The 19,004-nt window shown below is 56.5% G+C and carries 17 protein-coding genes and 1 pseudogene; 8 read left to right on the forward strand and 10 right to left on the reverse strand.

Annotation, left to right across the window (positions count from 1 at the left end):
* Positions 1-387 precede the first annotated feature (387 nt).
* On the forward strand, positions 388-666 hold the full coding sequence (locus tag V0R59_RS06200) for a hypothetical protein (RefSeq protein WP_330073768.1): 279 nt from the start codon (positions 388-390) through the stop codon (positions 664-666).
* Positions 667-765: 99 nt separating this feature from the next.
* Positions 766-1,095: a DUF6388 family protein gene (locus V0R59_RS06205; protein WP_330073767.1), complete on the forward strand. Its 330-nt coding sequence runs from the start codon at positions 766-768 to the stop codon at positions 1,093-1,095.
* A gap of 36 nt (positions 1,096-1,131) precedes the next feature.
* Here V0R59_RS06205 and V0R59_RS06210 read toward each other — a convergent pair whose 3' ends face one another.
* Positions 1,132-1,569: a hypothetical protein gene (locus tag V0R59_RS06210; protein WP_330073766.1), complete on the reverse strand. Its 438-nt coding sequence runs from the start codon at positions 1,567-1,569 to the stop codon at positions 1,132-1,134.
* Positions 1,570-2,670: 1,101 nt separating this feature from the next.
* Here V0R59_RS06210 and V0R59_RS06215 point away from each other — a divergent pair.
* On the forward strand, positions 2,671-2,943 hold the full coding sequence (locus V0R59_RS06215; RefSeq protein WP_330073765.1) for a hypothetical protein: 273 nt from the start codon (positions 2,671-2,673) through the stop codon (positions 2,941-2,943).
* Between the two features lie 3 nt (positions 2,944-2,946).
* Entirely contained in the window at positions 2,947-3,426 is a 480-nt protein-coding gene (locus V0R59_RS06220; RefSeq protein ID WP_330073764.1) for a hypothetical protein, read from the forward strand.
* Between the two features lie 391 nt (positions 3,427-3,817).
* Here the strand turns inward: V0R59_RS06220 and V0R59_RS06225 are convergent, their stop codons facing one another.
* The 3 genes from V0R59_RS06225 to V0R59_RS06235 form a co-directional block, all read right to left on the reverse strand.
* On the reverse strand, positions 3,818-6,148 hold the full coding sequence (locus V0R59_RS06225) for a S8 family peptidase (protein WP_330105836.1): 2,331 nt from the start codon (positions 6,146-6,148) through the stop codon (positions 3,818-3,820).
* Between the two features lie 182 nt (positions 6,149-6,330).
* Complete coding sequence (locus V0R59_RS06230) at positions 6,331-7,320, reverse strand: AAA family ATPase (RefSeq protein WP_330073762.1); 990 nt, start codon at positions 7,318-7,320, stop codon at positions 6,331-6,333.
* 83 nt (positions 7,321-7,403) lie between these two features.
* Positions 7,404-8,003 carry a DUF6088 family protein gene (locus tag V0R59_RS06235; protein ID WP_330073761.1) on the reverse strand — a complete coding sequence of 200 codons (600 nt, stop codon included), beginning with the start codon at positions 8,001-8,003 and terminating at the stop codon, positions 7,404-7,406.
* A gap of 296 nt (positions 8,004-8,299) precedes the next feature.
* Here V0R59_RS06235 and V0R59_RS06240 point away from each other — a divergent pair, with 296 nt between their 5' ends.
* Together V0R59_RS06240 and V0R59_RS06245 are read left to right on the forward strand one after the other, a co-directional pair.
* Positions 8,300-8,803 (forward strand): transposase, encoded by a 504-nt coding sequence (locus V0R59_RS06240; protein ID WP_330073760.1) that lies wholly within the window; start codon positions 8,300-8,302, stop codon positions 8,801-8,803.
* A 201-nt stretch (positions 8,804-9,004) separates the two neighbouring features.
* Positions 9,005-9,577 (forward strand): hypothetical protein, encoded by a 573-nt coding sequence (locus tag V0R59_RS06245; RefSeq protein WP_330073759.1) that lies wholly within the window; start codon positions 9,005-9,007, stop codon positions 9,575-9,577.
* A gap of 4 nt (positions 9,578-9,581) precedes the next feature.
* On the opposite strand, the gene V0R59_RS06250 is transcribed toward V0R59_RS06245, so the two are convergent.
* From V0R59_RS06250 to V0R59_RS06260, 3 genes and pseudogenes are all read right to left on the reverse strand, one after another.
* The gene (locus V0R59_RS06250; RefSeq protein WP_330073758.1) at positions 9,582-10,352 is read right to left on the reverse strand and encodes a hypothetical protein; all 771 of its coding nucleotides are present in this window, start codon (positions 10,350-10,352) and stop codon (positions 9,582-9,584) included.
* A gap of 2,221 nt (positions 10,353-12,573) precedes the next feature.
* Positions 12,574-13,569, reverse strand: coding sequence for an SEL1-like repeat protein (locus tag V0R59_RS06255; RefSeq protein ID WP_330073757.1), 996 nt, complete (start codon positions 13,567-13,569; stop codon positions 12,574-12,576).
* Between the two features lie 913 nt (positions 13,570-14,482).
* Positions 14,483-15,328 (reverse strand): annotated as a pseudogene (locus tag V0R59_RS06260) (YifB family Mg chelatase-like AAA ATPase); the annotation flags it as partial.
* A 250-nt stretch (positions 15,329-15,578) separates the two neighbouring features.
* Between V0R59_RS06260 and V0R59_RS06265 the strand changes: the two are divergent.
* Entirely contained in the window at positions 15,579-16,625 is a 1,047-nt protein-coding gene (locus V0R59_RS06265) for a hypothetical protein (RefSeq protein WP_330073756.1), read from the forward strand.
* Here the strand turns inward: V0R59_RS06265 and dmeF are convergent, their stop codons facing one another.
* From dmeF to V0R59_RS06280, 3 genes are all read right to left on the reverse strand, one after another.
* On the reverse strand, positions 16,626-17,537 hold the full coding sequence (gene dmeF / locus V0R59_RS06270) for a CDF family Co(II)/Ni(II) efflux transporter DmeF (RefSeq protein WP_330073755.1): 912 nt from the start codon (positions 17,535-17,537) through the stop codon (positions 16,626-16,628).
* Positions 17,538-17,545: 8 nt separating this feature from the next.
* The gene (locus V0R59_RS06275; protein WP_330073754.1) at positions 17,546-17,821 is read right to left on the reverse strand and encodes a metal/formaldehyde-sensitive transcriptional repressor; all 276 of its coding nucleotides are present in this window, start codon (positions 17,819-17,821) and stop codon (positions 17,546-17,548) included.
* Positions 17,822-17,974: 153 nt separating this feature from the next.
* Complete coding sequence (locus V0R59_RS06280; RefSeq protein ID WP_330073753.1) at positions 17,975-18,238, reverse strand: accessory factor UbiK family protein; 264 nt, start codon at positions 18,236-18,238, stop codon at positions 17,975-17,977.
* A 410-nt stretch (positions 18,239-18,648) separates the two neighbouring features.
* Here V0R59_RS06280 and glnK point away from each other — a divergent pair, with 410 nt between their 5' ends.
* Positions 18,649-18,987, forward strand: coding sequence for a P-II family nitrogen regulator (gene glnK / locus V0R59_RS06285; RefSeq protein ID WP_002555808.1), 339 nt, complete (start codon positions 18,649-18,651; stop codon positions 18,985-18,987).
* Positions 18,988-19,004: the final 17 nt, after the last annotated feature.

Below are 19,004 nucleotides of genomic sequence, written 5' to 3' on the forward strand. Positions count from 1 at the left end.
GTCATCTGCTTCATCAGGCGTCTCTGCGGTTGAGATCAGGCATTCTGCCAAAGCTGGAAGCCCTCTTCAGAGTTTCCTTAGGTTATCGCGGCGTTGAGTTCTTAGGATGCGTTGAGGCAATTCATGACTCCAATGTCAAGGATACCGATCCTGGATAGGCGCTATTGTGCTTCGAACAACGGATAGGATGCAGCCCCATTCTGCACTTTCGTTCCTGATTCGGGTTCTATTCTGGGGGCGTGCTTAGGACACAGCAATTGCCCTTTCGCCAGAAACCCTTGAAAATTCCCTATGCCTCTCCGAACGGCCGAGTGAGTGGGATACTTCATCTACGGAGGCCTGAGCTGACGCTCAGCCACGATCCTGCAGCTCATTATGTAGAAGACTATGACGACAGATTTAGAGGAAGAGATGCGCCACGCGCTGTTTGGCCGTGCAGGCGCAAGCACGTCGGTGGAGCCTCCCCCTGAGGTGAGGACCAATCGTAAGGTGGGTCGGTCGCGACTGAGGGTAACGCTGCGCGTGGGTAATGAGTACGAAGGTAAAATGTTCGACTTTGTCCATGACGCCGATACTTTGAGCACGCTGCTGGCCGAACAGGAGGCTACGAAAGCCGCTCGGAAGAAGTATCGTTTTGTAGAACTGGTCTCGGTTAAGCCGGTTTGAGTAGTTCGTGGCTGCTAGCAAGGTGTGATGTGAACTCTTGTGCGAGATCCGAGCTGATTTTAAGGCGCCGCCATGAAATGACCCAGGGAGAGAATTAATATGCCGAGCTACGAAGATCGGTACGCTGCAGCACATGAAAAGTTCTTCGCGGAACACCCTGAGGCACAAGTCGAGGTTGAGTCAGCAGACGTCCGTGAGGTTGAGGCGCTCGGGGTAACAATGGAACAATACTGCCAGCAGAAGCGGTATGAGGTCTTTTCCAAAGCGGCCAGGAGGCGTGGCCTCGATCTGGATGAGTTTGTGATCTGGCTTGTTGCTGATTCTCCTCAGCAAGCTCATGAGTGGCGCTTGAGGACCCATCGTAGGATGGCCGACGCGCTTGGCATCGAGTGGAATGAGTATAAGGAAATGAACCGGATCTTTGAATGAAGACGACGGGTTCAACGGACGCCCCAATGTTCACTTTCAAAAGTAAAGCCCGGATATCTCGTCCTTTGCTGCCTCAAGCACCATCAATGGCTCGTCCCTCAAGACATCCTTTGGCAAGCGTCCGCCCAGATAGGAATTTGACGAACCAAACCAGAAGGCCATTCCCCAGCCATCCTTCTTTGCGGCGAGAATAGCTATGACCTCAGCCATACCCGACTGCGGGCTGTAGCCGGCTGAAGGATCAAGCCCGTAAGCGGGAAAATAGTCGTTATCCTCATGCCGAAGGACGAAGATCTTCCGCGCACGTAGCCATTCGCCAGGCAGGGGGTGAGGGCCGGCCGGATTCAGCCCGGCGAGCTTTGTGACTTCTTGAGCGGTTAGCCAATCCCCACTCTGCAGGATGCGTGTTTTCCCCTTGGCCAGCATTGCTGCTTCACGACGCTGCGTGGGGCGCGGAGGTTTCTGGGAGGTCATTATTAATGCCTAGCCGACGAGAGCTGAATCCTGAATTCAAAGTATAGCCAGCTTGGTCAATGTAGATTCGGGTCTGAGGGAGTCATCCGAGATATTGCCACTTCGCTTAGGCGGCAGTCTCCCAAGAAGTACCTTCTCCACCTCACGGCGGAAAAATCCGTAGATCGAAGGTTCGAGACTTCTTCGTACTGGCAGATGCTGTCAGTGCGCGAGGTGAGTGGGTACGAGCATGTGATTTATGAGCGCGGGCAGCACGTTTAGCTGAGTCCAGAACGTAAAAGGGACCGCCTAGCAAGCTAGGACGGCCCTCCCGTCACGACAACAATCCGCAGATGTCGTCCCAGTGATCCCGCATGAATTCCCAAGCTGACTTGAGCAAGCTCAAGATTCGCAGGGTGTCCCATACGCGCTTTCCAATATCAAGCAATCGCTTCATAACGGTTGGCCCTTTTGTGGGGGGCCAGTCTTCCAGCGTCTAACCGGCGCATCGACGCCTTCGGATGCACATGACTGCATTCAGTGAAGTGGCCAGATGGTGGACCCTCCGAATACAGCTCGCCGGCACGGTTTCTCAGGCCGTGTCAGAGGGATGGGTACAGCCTTTAAGTCTCTAAGGCCCCGCTCCCCTGAACGAATCATGCGCAAGCAGCGGGTGCATCATACCGGCGTTGCAGAGCGCCCGCCAATGCCTGGTGTGAAAATAGTGGCCCTTTCAACTGTTGACGCTGGCGTCCTCCCGGCTTTATCATCAGCCCCACATGACTGCATTCAGTGACACTAGATGTCCGAGGTTCTCAGCCACGGCCATTGAAAGAGACCGCCCTCTCAAGGCGGTTTTTTTTCGCCCATAGGGTACGGATGCAGAAAAATGATCAAACCGCCCCGCGAGGCGGTTTTTTTGTCCCTGAAGAAAGAAAAAGGAGGAGATTTACAAAAAAAACCGAAAGTCAAGAAAAAGTGTTTACTTTTCTCGATGGCTGCTATAGAATGTATAGCACTGGGGGGATAAACGCATTTCTACTCCCTAGATGGGGAGCCTGTCCAAGGCTCGACCTGCCCTGTGTAAAGGGCTCAGACGTTAGTTACACCTGGAGTTCGCAAATGCAACAAGCAGTCGCAGAACCGAAAATCCTGTTGCGGTTACGCCCGCAGGACACACCTTCGGGAATCAGCGCGGCCACTCTGGACGCACTGGTATCGCAGACAGGCTTAAACAAAACCGAAGTCATCCATTACGCGCTTCGCCGGCTGGCCAATCAGTGCCTGCCCAAGTACGAACTGGACGACGGACCATTAACAGACGCTCAAATGGCAGCTATCCGGGCAGAGTGCCCGCCAACGCCAGAGGAGCGCATAACGCGGAGATTGTTCTAAAAGATGACCATTGCCCAACAAAACCAACAACAAGCGACACCGTTCCACCCACTCCCTTCGCCGGGCGACATCGTGTGGTGCCACTACCCCGAATCCGTCCAAGCTGCGGACGATTCCCCATGCAAGGCTCGACCAGCACTCGTTTCCGCTGTGTCGGACCATGATCACTGTATCGAAGTCTGCTACGGGACCAGCCAGAAAACTGGCGCGAGCCAAATTTACCCGAGCGAGTTCGTGCTTGACCCCGCAGCTGATGGCTTTGATCTCAGCGGCTTGGCTACTCGAACCAAGTTCGACACCGGACAGCGCTGGTACCTTCCTTTCAACTCCCGTTGGTTCTCAAAGAGCCCCGGTGTTGATATCGAGATTCCGCTGCCTAAACTCGGCGTGTTACACCCCAGCTTTCTCCCCGAACTACGAGCGGCAGTTGCCAGTGGCCGCCTTTCCGGGACCTCCGTGGTATCGATGCCCAAGACAGCATAGCGAGAAGATTAAGGCGATCCAGGCCGTGCATCTCACGGCTGTGAAGCCCGATATCTAGTGCCCGCTGACGTGGAATGAAGAAGAACCGGCTTAAGCCGGTTTTTCTTTACTTGGTCGCTGCTATTCAGCGGAGCTGTGGTTTTTCTGCGAACCGCCATGAAAGATATTTGAAGTGTAAATTGCTCGACCCGATTCCTGGCTTACGAATTTTGTGAGGGTCTAGTATCGGCACCTTTAGCTGGGGGGCAAGGAGGCCGAGTAAACAGCAATAGGGTTGGACTTTGCCCTGCACGTGGCTCAGCGCTTGCTGCCGTGGTGGAGTAAGCGCTGGCTCGATGGAAACGCACTGCCGGCCCAGATAGCTAGTTCCGGGGCTCAGTGCCGGGCGTGATTAGACCGTAATGGCTGCTCTATTCACGATCTCGGTAGTCACCGCGTTGTACAGGTCTACTTCAGTTTGCTGTGTTTTGATCGAGACGACCAGGCTGTATCGAACCTTGTCGTGGAATCGCTTCTTCGATACCAAGGTTTTCCACCATCCCGGGGCGGGGTAGACACCAAGCATGCCCAGGCCTGCTAGGTCTGAGGCTGGGCCTCGCCACACATCCGAATGAAGAGAGCCGCGGTGGCGCGCATTCACGCCAATCAACCACCGGTCGTCCGAAGAGCTGGAGACAAACGGAAGTCCCTCTTCTTCGTCGCGAGCCCGCTTGTTAATGCGGTGGCGGAAATCAATCACGTCTTCGTTGGGGCGGCTTACCTGGAAGCGAAGCCCGTGTGATTCGTAGCGATAGCGACCCTTTAGACCACGCTCAGCTACCCCGGGGTTGGGCTCGATGAAGTACGACAGGGTGACACGCATTTCAACTTCGACCTCGCCCAGGTCGATCAAGGCCTCCTTCGGCCATGGCAATTGGTGAAGATGCATGTCGAAGGCAGTGGGTGGCTTGGATTGCACTCGTGTATAGGGCTTCAGTTCATCTTCGACGATGAGGGTCAGTGTGTTGGAGGCACTCCAAAGCGCTCGCCCAATGTCGGGCACACCGAACCCGCAGGTACGCACGAGATTTTCATACGCTCCTTTAGCGTTTCCTCTGAGGAAGTCCACCTTCATGCGCTCAGTCCACTCGGCGGAGTGGACAATCAGCGCACGGACGGTCTCGGGCCATAGCTCCGGATAAGCCGCCGATATCTGTGCAGCCATTCGCGCGGCGAGCGCTGAAGCTGCGCTGGTCGCCCAAGTGGTGGAGAAAAGGCGTTCTTGAGGCCGATGAGAGGTGGTGAGCAGTGACAACGATGTGTGGCTAAACGCGCCAATCTCGTCCCGAATGAGATTCCCCCCTTCAAACACAACATCAGGCTTCAATGGCCATGGAGTGTTGAGCCAGAGTCTCGACGTCGTGCTGTATGGGCTCAAGCTGCCGTGGGCTGCCAATGCACTTGAGTTTGGGTACGGTGGAACAATCCTGTCCTTGAGCGTGTAGGCGCCGACACAGAGCGCATTCCAAGACTGACCAGGATCGTGGATACCGTCGGTGATGTTGCTATTGGGGTATTCCACCCAGCCAGATTCTTTGGCGTTGCCGGCGGACACAATCATCAACCGAGGATTTGCGCGTTGGCCCAGAGAGTCAGAGGTAAGCATGTCCACCGCGGATGACCACGCTGAAGGCCGTCCCCTATCTCGGTCATCGATGCTGGTGACCGCCATGCTGAAAATGCGTTGTTTGAAGGGGGTGGATATTTCGGGATACGCCACCGCTCGCAATGTCAGCGCACCATAAGGCTCGCTGGAGTCACTCCGATCCGCTTGAAGCAGCTTCACAGATTCAAGACGATGGGAAATTGTGACTGGGCTGTTGCCGTCGAGGGGTTCTATCAGATCGCCATACAGCGCGACGCCGGCGAGCCCTGTGCCATGCCCCTGACGATCATCGACGCCCCATTCGGCATTGACTGTGTGCAGATCGTCGAGATCAATGTGGGCTGATAGCAATGGATGACCGGGGTTCACGCCGGTATCGAGCAGGCAAATTCGAAGATTGTCATCTGCGGCCGGCGTGGTCCTGCCGGTGAGATGAGTGACCCAGGCCTGTTGCTCAATGGGCGGTAGAGCGTCGAAAAACTCGGCTGTTTCTTTCGCCCTTCGGATCTCTGCCACCTCGTTTAGCAAGTGAATCGATTCGACTATTGCCGCGCGTGATGCAAAAACGTTGATGACCGTGCGCTCGGGGAACGTGAGTACGTGCTCTGACGTCCTGATGCGAAGCACCGCAGCGATTGTCCTGAATCGTTGTTCAACTGCTGCCTGATTATCGCGCGCCGGAAGCCAGAACTCCCACCAGACAACCTGCTGGTCATCCTCGGGCAGCATGTGGGTAGCATCTGTCCACAACGCTTCGAAGGTGGCTGAGCGGATTTCGGCAATAGGATTAAGCAACGGGGTGTTGAGAGGAATGTCTTTCTTCGAGCTTTCGGTGAGGTATTTCGTCACCAGCTTTTCGAACGCAACCAGCTTTCCATCGGGGACGAAGACTGTCGCGAAGTGAGTGTCGGTTGCTTTATCAAATCGGACGTTTAACAGCTCTATCCGTTGTTGTCCGCGGGCCAGCCCTTCAAAGACGAGGGGGAAGGAAGGTTCGCTTACGAATTCAATTTGAAGCCCGAGGCCTTTCTCTTGACCATTTGCCCGTTGGAGGTTCACAGCCTCGTCGAGTTGCACTTGCACACGCTGCAACTGCCGTCTCAGCAAATCCCCGTGAGTCCTGCGGTCCCGCTCCGGGTACCAGGGATTCCGCTTGGCGCTGATCGTCGACTGGAACCTTTCGGCTTTCCCTGTCTGCTTGAAGTGGAAGTGTCGTCGCTGTCCTGCGTTTGGTTCCGTCATCGAAAAGCTCTACCGACTTATATCCGTTGTCGTTGGTGGAAGGCCTTGCGCTCCCCAAGGTGCCTTTCCACGTCCCTAGCATCTACCTGGGCACGGTCATCTATGATCGCATCCTTGATAGCGTCATCCGCTGCCCGCGTCAGTTCCGCATAGCTGAGGCCTGCTGCAGCCTCGGCTAATGCATCCCACTTACTGAGCTTCTTCGAAAAGTTTGCCAAGCGACTTTTGAGTACGGCCTGGATCTGTTCGCTGTTGGGCAACCCATATTCGATAACATCATCGAAGCGGCGGAACAAGGCGTAGTCGAGAATTTCAGGGTGATTCGTGGCCGCGATAATCAGGCTGTTCGATTGATCTTGCTCAATCATTTGCAGGAAGCTATTGAGCACCCGGCGAATTTCACCGACGTCATTTGCCAAGCCACGTTGAGAGCCGATGGCATCGAACTCGTCGAAGAAGTAGATGCCTCGAGTATCACGAATGGCGTCGAATACTTGGCGCAGTTTGGCTGCAGTCTCGCCCATGAACTTGGTGATCAGGCTGTCCAGGCGGACGACGTACAAAGGGATCTTGAGCTCGCCGGCGAGTGCCGACGCGGTCATTGTCTTGCCGGTACCTGGTGGCCCCACGAGCAGCAGTTTCCTGCGCGGGGACAGTCCGTGGGCACGAATCTTCTCGAAGTTGCGTTGCTCGCTGATAATCCGAGCCAGGCGGCCGTGTGTGCCTTCGTCGAGCACCATTTCCGAGAAGCGAGTGCTCGGCATGGCCACCGACAAAAGGTTGCTCAACTCGCCGCGCGGCTGACCAATAGGCACGGGTTGACTGGGCGGCAGCTGATTTCGCTTGCTGACCGCCGCGTCGATGAGCGTGCGCAGGTCTTGGGCGAGTTTGCCATGACCTTGTTTGGCTTCGTGTGCGGCCATCTGCAAGGCGACGGAGAGGAAATGGCTATCGTCCCCTTTGATGTGGGAACGTAAAAGTGCCTTCAAGTGCTCGCCGCTAGCCATGGTTTTCCTGCCTTTTCGATATCTATAGTGTAAACGTTCTGACCCAATGCTTTCCGTGCTTACGCCCTCAATGAGGCCGTTGGTCACTGGCCGTCCTGTGCTGCTGACGCTCGGCCTATGGCGATTGCCATCCAGGAAGGAAGGCGACCGCGGATCGATGACAGTGCTTCCCACTCCGCCCCAGACATCTTTGAACGAATCTGGCGAGCAGTCTTTTCGGCGTGTTTTGGCCCTAGCCACGCCAGCGCGCGAAGCGCATTCCCGGCCCTGGAACTGCCCAACGCCAGCATCCATTGGGGGGCATGCCGGACCAGAGCCACTTGGTTCCCGACCTTCAGGTGCTGCGTGCGGCCAGAGGTCAAAAAATCCTCATTGCCCAGCTGGGTGGGGGTTAGGCCGAGAAGTGCCGCTGCTTGTGCACCAGCCAATACAATAGCCGCCTTACCTTTTTCCGCCATGGACTTCACCACCTTTTCCAGGGCTGGCACGGCTCCTTTGGCCCCTGAAGCCGCGCGCACGTAAATGCCTCGCGCTACTCGGCAGAGCATTCCTCCCCTCGTCAGTCTAGAAAACGCCTGATCAATGGCGGCCCGACTGCCCAAGTGCAAAAACTCCTTGGGAGACAGAATGGTGCCCGCCGGTAAAGCGTGGGAGCGTTCCAGAATGATCGACGGTAAGGACATCGGAAGTTCCAAGATGGGTTATGTCAGATATTACATACCTTATCTGACATTCCAAGCAAAAGGTTTATGTTGAGCTCTCAGCATTTTGCCGAGCTGAAGAACACCGCGCGCGTGCCGGATCGCAATACGATCTAGAGTTTCCGTGAGCTCGTGCGGGCCAAGGTCGAGGATCTGATTTTTGATGAAGTGCAACGCCAACTGCTGCTAAACGGCTTCAACGCTCGCGAAAGGCAGACCATCGATGCCAGTTCGTCCGTGCTCTCAGCCAGCACAACACGGCTGAAGAACAGAATGTCGTGAAGCAGCGAGCAGCGCCCGTCGAGTGGAAACCTGCCAGGCGCCGGCAAACGGATGTCGAGGCGTGCTGGACGAAGAAGCACGGCAAATCGCACTTCGGTTACAAGCTGTTGGCCAGCGTGGATAGCCGGCACAAACTGATCCGCAGCGTGTGGGTGAGCGACGCCAGCGATGCAGACACACTTCATTTGGTAGATGTGCTGGATAGGCGTAATAGCCGCTGGGATTTCTGGGCCGACCGTGGCTACTACGACAGGCCACGCGAACGCTGGCTCAGGCTCAAAGGATGGCGCCCTCATATTCAGCGCCAAGGGCAGGCTTGTTGGCGAGCGGGAAAAGCACGCAATAAGTGTACTGCCAGCCCACGCGCTCGAGTTGAGCACATATTTGCCAGTCTGGTGCAGATGGGTGGCAAAACGATCCGCAGCATCGGGTTGGCACGGGTGCAGTTTGGTTTGACGATCAAATCAGCTGTGCAGCCGAGTTTGATGGAGGTGGCGTGAGGATAACAACAGCCCGGCTTCTTCGGCCTGCATTGCTCCAGTCACGAGAAATGTCAGTCCCCCAATGGGCGGCAGCTAGCTGCATATATCTCACGCCCAACTCAAAAAACGAGTTTTTAGAGGCGCCCTTTTGACGCTAAATTGCAGATCCGCGTGAGCTGCAAACCAACTCCACCCTGACTTATGGAAGTGAAGTCATTGATGAATGATCCTATCCAATTTACCGCCAACTACAAGCATTACCAGATGACGGCATTGCGGTTTACGTTTGAGTTGGATCGGCTTACTGATCAGGTAGATCTGATTAAGGAGCAGGCTGAGAAGACGAGCGAAAACGTCCAGAACCTCCAGGAGATTGCCGGTCGCATCGAAGATGAGGTTGAGCGGGCATGTGCCGCCTGGGGAAACGGTTCCGCAGTGGTAAAGGAAACTGCGAAAGCTGCCCAGATAGCAGCGACGTCAGGTGTCGAGCAGGCCGCCAATGCTCTGATTTCGCGAATCGACGCGGCTACGGCGCAAGCTCAAGATGCCGTTACAGCGCTGCGGAAAGCGCAGCGCAGTGTGCGCTGGCGGCTTACGGTATTGGCTTTGGCATTTTTGGCCGGATCCGCATCGACTTACGCTGTCGCGCGTTTTGGATTCGATATCGGCGTTGAATCCGAAGCGCGCAAGACTGAAAGTGCCCAGAGCCAATATTTGAGCAGATTCTGGAGCCGAGCCACTGTGAGAGAAAAGCAGGATTTCCAAAAAGTCATGGCGCGTAAGCCTCAGTAGCGGCCTACTTACCCATGGTTCTGGGTTTTATGGAGCGGTCAGGCTTCTGGGAGTCGAGGGCCTGACTTGGAGACTCCAAGAGGTTGATGAGATGCTGGAGGCCTTTGAAACGGTACGATTTGAATTTTTGTACGGACTCGATGTAGATGCAGACGAGTCCTTCAAGAGTGCCTTCATCTTGCTTGCTGTCGCTTGGGAGCTTGGCCAGATCTTTCACGTATTGTCTGAACCTCTGCAGTCCGCTACCGAACTGCTGGCTTTCAAAGAAATGTTCGACGAAGGACTCTGGAGGATATTCCTCCGCCTTCGTCAGTTCAGGTTTGGTCTCCATGTAAGGAGCTACGCAGGGGGCATACTGTCCTAGCATCTCGTTTTCTTCGCGCACCGGCGCGCTCATGCCAGGCAGACAGACGAATTCATCGGTTCCCCAGCACATATAATGCAGATCCAGGCTACGACGCAGTACGTCCTTGCGCTTAGCCAGCAATTTAAATAATTCGACGCGTAGTTCCTTCTGGTTTTCGGAACTGAAATTGCCCTTGGTGGCTTTGAATTCAATTAGACAAAAGCGGGCGTTGGTGGCCAGCAGGTAGTCGGCGAACACAGTGTCCTGGCTCCCCAAGGGGCTTCCCGCGTAGGAGGTTACGTTTCGCTTGAGCGCGAGATCGTTCAGCTTGATCGAGAACCGCTTGATGACGTCCGGTTCGATGTCCCGAAACTTATCATCGGATTGAGGTGGCGTGGTATTCGGAGTTGTCACTGCGTTCTGGCTCACTGGCTGTTGTTGGCGGATGGCTTAGCAGTCATGCAAGCGCTACTGAGGGCTAGATGCCAGGGGTTTAGGCTTCCTTTTGACCGTTCTCAATCGTCGGAGGCCGCGGGTTCACGGATGCAGGTCCTTGGGCATCAACTCGAGAGGGAGGCCTTAGTCGCAGACATGACGCAGGTGCCTGCTAATTGCAGCTGCGCCAAGCGAAGTAGAGTGGCTGCAGCGCAAAACGTATCGGCGGTAACCGGACCGAGCTAAACGCCGGCGTTTTCGACCGAGTCTTCGCGCCGGCGAAGCAACGAGTCCAGAAATTCTAGCTCTTCATCGGTGATCCTAGCGAGAAGGCCTTTGAGGTGACTAGCGTGGGTATCGATGCCTCGGTAGATCCGTTCAATCTCTACAATTGTCAGCATGACAGTGGTTCGACGGGCGTCTACGGGAGCGATTATCCGCTGAGCTAAACCGGCTTTCATATGCTGAATCTGATTGGCCATCGTTCCCGTGGGGAGCATCATGGCGGAACTCAGTTCGCTGGCGGTCAAAGCAAAGGGAGGGCCCGACCGGTGCAACGCCGACAGGACATCGAAACCGGGAATGTTCGTTCGGTCTCAGCTAGGCTGCGGTCCGAATAGTCGTTATCGTTACGTGCGTCCAATTGACGGGATCGTTGGGTTCGAGCGGTGGGGGCAGGTTGTCAGAATGATTAAGCCTGGGGCTCTCTAATGGGCGCGTAGCCAAGCTATCAGGGGCGGAACCGATTGCTCAAAAATGCGATCCGTCGTGAGCAGGCCGCTACAGATAAAAAAACCGCCCAGAGGGCGGTTTTTCTTTACGCTTACCGAGTGCTGTCCGGAGTCCGATTGCGCGGAACCCAGCTAGACCCTGGGGTAGTGGTTGGGGGCAAACGAGTGTTATCTGGCACAGTAGTGTAGTTATCCCGCTTACCACCACGCGGGCCTACTTCCTGATAGATGCCACCGTCGCGGCCCGTGTTTTCCCCTGGTTTTTTTCCATTAGCCATTTTGCATTTCTCCACATTAAAAGGCATGGAGACAAGGCAATAGGCAGACGATCGGAAGATACACAATAATAATTGCGTTCAGCACCGGATCGGACGTAGAATCCTGTCGCCTTGGCTCCAAGCCAAGCTCGCTGAAAAGGGAGAGCGGTCGAAAACTTGCCCTTTACAGCATCTGAGTCCCGCACCATTGCGGGACTTTCCTTTTAGGCCCATGGCCAATTCTTTGACGTCACACTCCCTGTACTAGGGTGGTGCCGTTTCGTTGTCGCTATATTAGTGACTCTCGATTCTGAAAAGCAAGCCCTGTTTTTACTAAAGTTATCCACAGGTTGCCTGTGAATTCTGGGTGTAAGTCTGTGGATTAGTTGGTCTCGTTAGTGCGCTTCGTGGCGTGTGATCAAGTGTTTGGGCGACAGTCATGCAATCTTGGCCTTGCCTGATCAAAAAACAACCAGCATCGTCCACAAAAAGACGTCCCTTTTACAGCTGTAAATTGGAAGCCTAATATTTCTATATAAATCATACAGTTAAGATGGTTTCCTAGACTTCGTCTGCCGTGCCGTCGGATTTTGTGCACAGGTTTATCCACCTGGTTATACCGGTCTGCTTGGAAATTGCGGTCGCCCAAAGAGTGCATACGCGTTCCGCTTTGTTCGGTGCGAAATCTCCTGTACCACCGGTTAAAAAATCTTTGGTGTAAAGGTTCACCTAAGCGCCCTGCAGTCTCGAAGATTCCTGGTGTGGGCTAATCCAGAAATGGGGCGCGCTGCCACAGCAGTATCTGTCATGAGTCACTCGGTCTGTAGCGTTGCGGATAGCGCTATTCATGCTTAGGTCTCCTGGGCGTTCTCTGAAAGCACGCGGGTGGGTGAGGAGCAGGTGTCTCTACACTGAGGTCAGTGGAAATGCTGGTACCTCGGTGCTCGGTTCCTCGAATCACGCTGGTGCCCTCGCGGAGAAAGGCCAAGACCTCGGCAGGCTGTTGGAAGATATCCCTAGCCTAGGGAAGCTCCGAATAAGTTGCCTATCGTCCGGAAGAGGGCCGCTTGGGGGCAGAATAGCCCGATTTCAGCATCTGGTTATCTACCCTCACGGCTGCACCTCTCCCGCACCAGGCAATAATTCCTGCGTGCCATCGACAGGCTCGACAGGGAAAACAGCTTGGTGAATTGCGCCCTGTTCTTGACCGGGTCGCGGAAGCGGCTCCTATCCGGATGCAAGAATTTCCTTAGTGATTTTGAAAAAATCATCATAATCTGCAAAGCTGCAGAAGCCGGCCTGTTTGCCCCGAGTCGATATGGAGTTGAGCAGGGGCGTTCCTGAGGGTATATCATTCAGAATGCCCTCAATGAAAGCGCTGACAAGCCTGATTTGGTTCCCGTAAACCTCATGGGTATCATGCTCCGGTGGCTTTTTCCTCGGCTCTTTCAAGAAGTTTTTTAGGATAGAAATTCCTTCGGTTTGTTTGTCTGAAAAAAGCTTAAGCATGCCTTTGAAGTAGTTGGCGCTTGATGCGTGGGATGCATCTATGAGTTCTTCCAGCATGCTTTCAATCAAGATTTTTTCTTGAATTTTGAACATGTTTGTCAGAGTGCTGATCTGAAAGATAGACATATAAGCCATATCGCTTCCACCATCAGCTGATATTATCAAGCATCGCAAGGATTCTATGTAGTTCCCTTTAGCGGCAAGGTGTATAGCCATTTCATGGCATGCGCCGAGCTGCCCTCTATTGTGAGCCATTGATAGCCAACGTAGGCAAGCATCATCCTGCTGATCTCTGAGGGCAGTGCCTATCCAGTACATAGCCCCAATATGCCCATTGAGTGCGGCATTCTGAACTTCCACCTGCTCTTTTATTGTGAGTCGATGCGGCGCAAGAAGAAGGCGGTTGCAGGCGTTATTAATGTTATCTTTAATCAGTCCTATGAGGTGATCCCAGTCATGCCCAAAGTCGCGTCGCGAGCGCTCATTAAGATGCTGTTTCGCTGACGAGCAAGATCTGTTTGTCTGAGACTTGTACTCTGACTTTTTTTCAGCTTTATAAGCTCCTGCTGTCTTGCCGTCTGGAAGAAGAATATCATCTGTAGATATTTCCTGGATTGCGATCGAGGTTTTGCTATTCAGATGCTGAAGCCAACTTCCCATAGTGAGATCGTAAGCTGAACCGTTATGCGAGACAACTGCGGTTTTCTTAGTCATGACTGTTCTCGCTTAATTATGTGCGCGATCAAAATATGCTTGTGCCGCGAAGATGGCTTGCTCCCGAGACATGCTTGGGTGGCGTTCCATATAGTCTAGTGCAATATTGAGGATCAAGCGCTCAGCGCCCAGCGGGCCAGACACCAGCATCTTCTGCTCGTGATCAATGCGCGCAAGTGCACGCCCCTTCAGCCTGCGTAATTGAGGGGTAGAGAGAGGGGAAGGAATTATATCTGACATGATGCTGCCTCCAGAGTAAGAGGCAGATTCGATGACGCACAGATCCGCCTCTCACTAGTTAAGATTAGTGAGCAAGAGAATCCGTTATTTGCTGGTGCTAGCCACGAATTAAGCCGCTACAGACGCTATCTAAAAAACGGGGGGATGTCAACAAAAATAGGATGATGTAGTTGGCGGGCCAGTCCTGAGGGCGAGCGCAGCGTATTTCATCGGCGACGACTGGTTTTGCCCTGTCTAGCACCCTCCCGGTGTGGATCGACCGTTCAGCAAGGCAGAGCAATGTTGGACGAAACATGCTTGCTTCGGCTCTCGGGGGAGCGATCTGGGCAAAAGGTTAGAACTGATGCTGCCAAAGGTGCTCTGGGCGGAAGTATCGGTGAATGAGGAAGGCGTGCCTACTCGTCTATGTTGAGAGATTCCAGGTCAACAGGACCTCTGCTATGAGTCGAAAGCAGCAGTTCGCAACCGACGGCTATCGGCCAGAAGGGGCTGAATCCTTTCCTCCGGATGGGGCGAAATCCGAAGCGAGCGCCAATCAAATCGACCTTGGAGTACCCAATGAAGGCTGCTAACTGGCCGTTATGGAATGTGGGTGGAAAAAAGAGTCGATTCAGATGTCGATTAATCAGTTGCATCTATTTCGCATTAGTTGCATTTATTGCGCAATGTGACAGCCACCGCCTACCAATGCCGGCCCGGATGCCGAATGATGAGGATGGCGAAACGGCCGCTGTGGCCAGCAATCCAGCGGTTTGGAATCCGCAACCGACTGGATCGCCGCCACCTCCAGGGCCTCGCGTTCGTCCAGTGGCGGCAGCAGGCCGGGCAGGCGGCTGGCGAGCAAGGTCTTGCCGGTTCCGGGCGGGCCGCTGAACAGCAGGTTATGCGCACCGGCCGCCGCCACCAGCAACGCACGCTTGGCGGCGATCTGGCCTTGCACCTCGCTCAAGTCCGGATAGGGCCGCGGGTTCAGCAGCAGTCCATTGGCCTTGTAGGGCTCCAGTGGCTGAACTCCGCTGAAATGCCCCACCAGCTCCAGCAGACTCCCCGCTGCATACACCACCAACCCGGACGCCATGCAGGCTTCCTCGGCATTCTCCTTCGGCACCACCAGCGCCCGTCCGGCATCGCGGGCGGCGAGGGCGGCGGGCAGCACGCCCTGGACCGGCCGCACGGCGCCCGACAGCGCCAGCTCACCCAGGCACTCCACGCTGTCCAGCGCCGCCAGCGGAAACTCGCCATTGGCCGCCAGCAGGCCCAGGGCAATGGCCAGGTCGAAGCGTCCGCCGTCCTTGGGCAGGTCCGCCGGGGCGAGGTTCAGGGTGATCCTGCGCTGGGGGAATTCCAGCTTCGAATTGACGATCGCGCTGCGCACCCGGTCCTTGCTTTCCTTGACCGTGGCTTCCGGCAGCCCGACCAGGGTCAGGGTCGGCAGGCCATTGGCCAGGTGGGCTTCGATGATGACGGGCGGCGCCAGCACACCCACCTGGGCGCGGCTGTGGACGAGGGCGAGGGACATGAACACTCCATGATCGATGCGGAGCCGCGTCGTGCGGCCTTGCAAGGATAGTGGCGGACTCGCGGGCACCCGCCCGGACTGTGCTTCCGGGTGTTACACAGGCGCTTTCGGCTTGGCCGGGACCAAGCAATGGCATTTTGATTTTGCTTGCGCTGATCTATAGTCGGGCGGCTTTTTCAGCTGCCTTGGCCATACCGCGCTGTGGTGTCGGGCAAGGGTCAATGGTTTTCCTGGATAAGGAAGTCAGTCCATGCCGGTCGCCACCTGCTCCGAGTGCAACCACTACGTCAATGTCCCCAACGTGGGCAACGCACAAGCGTTCGAATGTCCGTTCTGCCTGCCCGACAAGGTGAGCAAGAAGAAAGCCGTGATGGTCCTGTACAAGTGCACTTCGTGCATGGGGGTCTCGCTGTTCGCTGCCAAGCGTCCGCCGCGCGCCTGCCCGCGCTGCCACACCTTGGTCAGGACCCTTATCAATCCACAGGTGCCGTCGGCGGTCGCGCCTTTCGTGGAGCGGGACTGGCTGTATCACGTGACCAGCCCGACCGTCGCCCGGCTGGTGAAGGCTGGCGGATTGCGTTCGGCCCTGGCCCGGACCGGCGTGCGCCAGCCCGATCCGGAGGGATCGTTCGCCAAGGACCGGGTCAAGCGCGTGTCCACCGAGATCGACTCCCGGCTTCGGCAGTACATCGCCAACTGTCGAGCGAACCGGGACACCGACTGGTTCATCCAGCAGGCCACGGCCTACACGCCGATCCCGTTGGCATTCACGGGTGACAACAACGACTACGTCACCCTGAAGGCGCAGGACGAAAGCCGCTTCATGGCGTTCGGCAGGCAGACGATCGGCAATGGTTTCAAGGGCGACATCGGCACGGTCAAGATCGCCAGGGACGCGACCACCCGGAACTACATGAATACCCTGAAAGCGCTGCCGGCGCATTTCCTGACGCGGCTGGCCAACGACTACGCCAATCTGAACTTCGATATCGAAGGTGCGATCACGGCCAGCCACGTGTACTTCCTCAACACGTCCGACGTGATGATGACCAAGGACGGTTTCAAGGACTACATCAAATTCCGCAAGCCCGAAGACACCGCGGTCCTGCGTATCCGGCGCCGGGATGTGTTCGGGCTCATGCCCGACGAGGCTGACCAGCGTGCTGTCAGGACCGCGCTCAGCGTCAGTGCGTTCGCCGGGTTCGAGATCATGACGAAGGGCACCCGCGAAGATTTCCTGCGGGACGATTTCCGTGCCGACAGCGACAACTGGACTCCGTTCAAGAGCTGGGTCTGATCACGCGGGTTGCACCTCGACCGTCAGGTGGCGCACCTCATGCACGGGCAGCAGGCGCTGCCGGATGCTCGCCAGGTCCGACCCGACCACGCTGACGATCGCCGCATGCGCCTCGGGGCCGACCCGCCACACATGCAGGTCGGTGATCCGCGCATCGCCCGGTTGCTCCACCAGCGTGCGGATTTCCTCGGCGACATGGGCGTCGGTCTGGTCCAGCAGCACGCCTGCGGTGACCTTCATCAGGCTCCATGACCAGCGTGCGATGACCAGCGCGCCGACGATGCCCATCAGCGGGTCGAGCCACACCCAGCCCAGGTAGCGCCCCGCCAGCAGCGCGGCGATGGCGAGCACCGAGGTCAGGGCATCGGCGATCACGTGCAGGTAGGCAGAGCGCAGGTTGTTGTCGTGACCGCCGTGGTGAGGGTGGTCGTGCCCATGGTCGTGATCGTGATGGTGGTGATCATGGCCGTGCCCGTGGCCGAGCAGAAGGGCACTGACGATATTGACCGCCAGACCGATCACCGCGATGAAGATCGCCATGTCGAACTGCACCTCGCCCGGCTGGAACAGGCGGATGGTCGATTCGATACCCACGCTCAGGGCAACGATGCCCAGGATCAGCGCCGAGGCGAACCCGCCCAGGTCACCTACCTTGCCGGTGCCGAAGCTGTACCGCGAACTTCCCGCATGGCGCCGGGCATAGGCGTAGGCCGCCGCAGCGATGCCAAGCGCCCCGGCATGGGTGGCCATATGGAACCCGTCGGCCAGCAGGGCCATGGACCCGGTGATATACCCGGCGGCGATCTCGGCCACCATCATCGCCAGGGTAAGTATCACCACCCACAAGGTGCGACGGGCGTTCTGGTCATGGGCGGAGCCCAGGAACTGGTGTTCGTGCGCGTGCTCGTTCATGGCGGTGCTCACCTGGAATAGCGGCGAATGGCTTCGAGGAGTTCTTCCACGCCTTTGCTGCGCTCTTCGTCGCTCAGTTCGGGATTGGCAACGTGCTCGCGGGCATGGTCCTCGATGATCTCTTCCAGCAGACCGTTCATGGCGCCGCGAGTGGCTGCGACCAGGTGCAGGGTGGTGCCGCAGTCGGCCCCTTCTTCCAGGGCCTTTTCCACCGCTTGCAACTGGCCGGCAATACGTTTCACGCGCTTGAGCAGTGCGTCCTTCTTCACGTGGGTGTGCGACATGGGTATACCCCCCCTACCTATGCAATGGTGCGGAGCATGACATACCCCCTCCCCCTATACAAGCGGCAGGCGTGCGAAGGCTGGGGACGTGCAGGTCGTGATCGGGAAGGGACGGTGGCCAGCACCGCAAGGCGCTGGCCGGGAGGGCGGCGATTATTCGCTGGCGATGGGATTCAGGCGGGTTTCGAGCTCTTCGACCTTGGCTTCCAGCGCTTCGAGGCGCGCGCGGGTGCGGGCAAGCACGACCATCTGGCTGTCGAATTCCTCGCGGCTGACCAGGTCCAGCTTGCTGAAACCGCTTTGCAGCAGGGCCTTGAACTGGCTTTCGAGTTCGCTGCGCGGTTGCGCGGTGTCGTTGCTGAACAGGCGCGAGGCCTGGTCGCTCAGGGCATCGAGAAAGGCTTTCGGCGCGAGCATGGTCGGCGCTCCTGTTTCGAAAAGAGGGCCGGCAGTGTAGCACGGGGCAATCATGGCCTTTCGCTGCACGCTTTTTGCGCATCTCTGCCGGAGGCTATGCACCGTTGTTGTGCGTCGTTAACCGTGCTGGCGACTGGCCAAGATCGGTCTTTCCACACAAGTCGTTGTAATACGGTGCTTTCCCGGACATGGCACTGTTTCTGCTAAGACCATCGTGACCCATGCACTGATGCAGTCCCAGGACGATGCAGTGCTCAGGCGGAGCGAAGACACGACCATGGTCGGGTGCTGTTTCGCGAGTCGGCGCGGGGATAGGCGCCGAGGAAACGTTACAAAGCCCAGGCACTGCGCTTAGACTTGAGTCGGGTTTGTTTTCCTGGGGCAAGTCCACCTATTCGGGAGAGAGTTTCATGAAGCTAGTCACTGCCATCATCAAGCCGTTCAAACTGGACGATGTGCGCGAGTCGCTGTCCGAAATCGGCGTGCAGGGCATCACTGTCACTGAAGTCAAAGGCTTCGGTCGTCAGAAGGGTCACACCGAGCTGTATCGCGGCGCGGAATACGTGGTCGACTTCCTGCCCAAGGTCAAGATCGACGTCGCCATCGACGACAAGGATCTGGATCGGGTCATCGAAGCCATCACCAAGGCGGCCAACACCGGCAAGATCGGTGACGGCAAGATTTTCGTGGTGAACCTGGAACAGGCTATCCGCATCCGTACCGGCGAAACCGATACCGACGCGATCTAAACAGCCGCCCCAAACCC

Source organism: Pseudomonas ulcerans, from assembly GCF_036324125.1.
GTDB lineage: Bacteria > Pseudomonadota > Gammaproteobacteria > Pseudomonadales > Pseudomonadaceae > Aquipseudomonas > Aquipseudomonas ulcerans.

Coding starts and splice junctions, on each gene's coding strand:
- V0R59_RS06235 (WP_330073761.1), bottom strand. CDS start 8,003: ATGTCCTTACCGTCGATCATTCTGGAACGCTCCCACGCTTTACCGGCG.
- V0R59_RS06220 (WP_330073764.1), top strand. CDS start 2,947: ATGACCATTGCCCAACAAAACCAACAACAAGCGACACCGTTCCACCCA.
- V0R59_RS06245 (WP_330073759.1), top strand. CDS start 9,005: ATGAATGATCCTATCCAATTTACCGCCAACTACAAGCATTACCAGATG.
- V0R59_RS06255 (WP_330073757.1), bottom strand. CDS start 13,569: ATGACTAAGAAAACCGCAGTTGTCTCGCATAACGGTTCAGCTTACGAT.
- glnK (WP_002555808.1), top strand. CDS start 18,649: ATGAAGCTAGTCACTGCCATCATCAAGCCGTTCAAACTGGACGATGTG.
- dmeF (WP_330073755.1), bottom strand. CDS start 17,537: ATGAACGAGCACGCGCACGAACACCAGTTCCTGGGCTCCGCCCATGAC.
- V0R59_RS06265 (WP_330073756.1), top strand. CDS start 15,579: ATGCCGGTCGCCACCTGCTCCGAGTGCAACCACTACGTCAATGTCCCC.
- V0R59_RS06215 (WP_330073765.1), top strand. CDS start 2,671: ATGCAACAAGCAGTCGCAGAACCGAAAATCCTGTTGCGGTTACGCCCG.
- V0R59_RS06205 (WP_330073767.1), top strand. CDS start 766: ATGCCGAGCTACGAAGATCGGTACGCTGCAGCACATGAAAAGTTCTTC.
- V0R59_RS06275 (WP_330073754.1), bottom strand. CDS start 17,821: ATGTCGCACACCCACGTGAAGAAGGACGCACTGCTCAAGCGCGTGAAA.
- V0R59_RS06200 (WP_330073768.1), top strand. CDS start 388: ATGACGACAGATTTAGAGGAAGAGATGCGCCACGCGCTGTTTGGCCGT.
- V0R59_RS06230 (WP_330073762.1), bottom strand. CDS start 7,320: ATGGCTAGCGGCGAGCACTTGAAGGCACTTTTACGTTCCCACATCAAA.
- V0R59_RS06210 (WP_330073766.1), bottom strand. CDS start 1,569: ATGACCTCCCAGAAACCTCCGCGCCCCACGCAGCGTCGTGAAGCAGCA.
- V0R59_RS06280 (WP_330073753.1), bottom strand. CDS start 18,238: ATGCTCGCGCCGAAAGCCTTTCTCGATGCCCTGAGCGACCAGGCCTCG.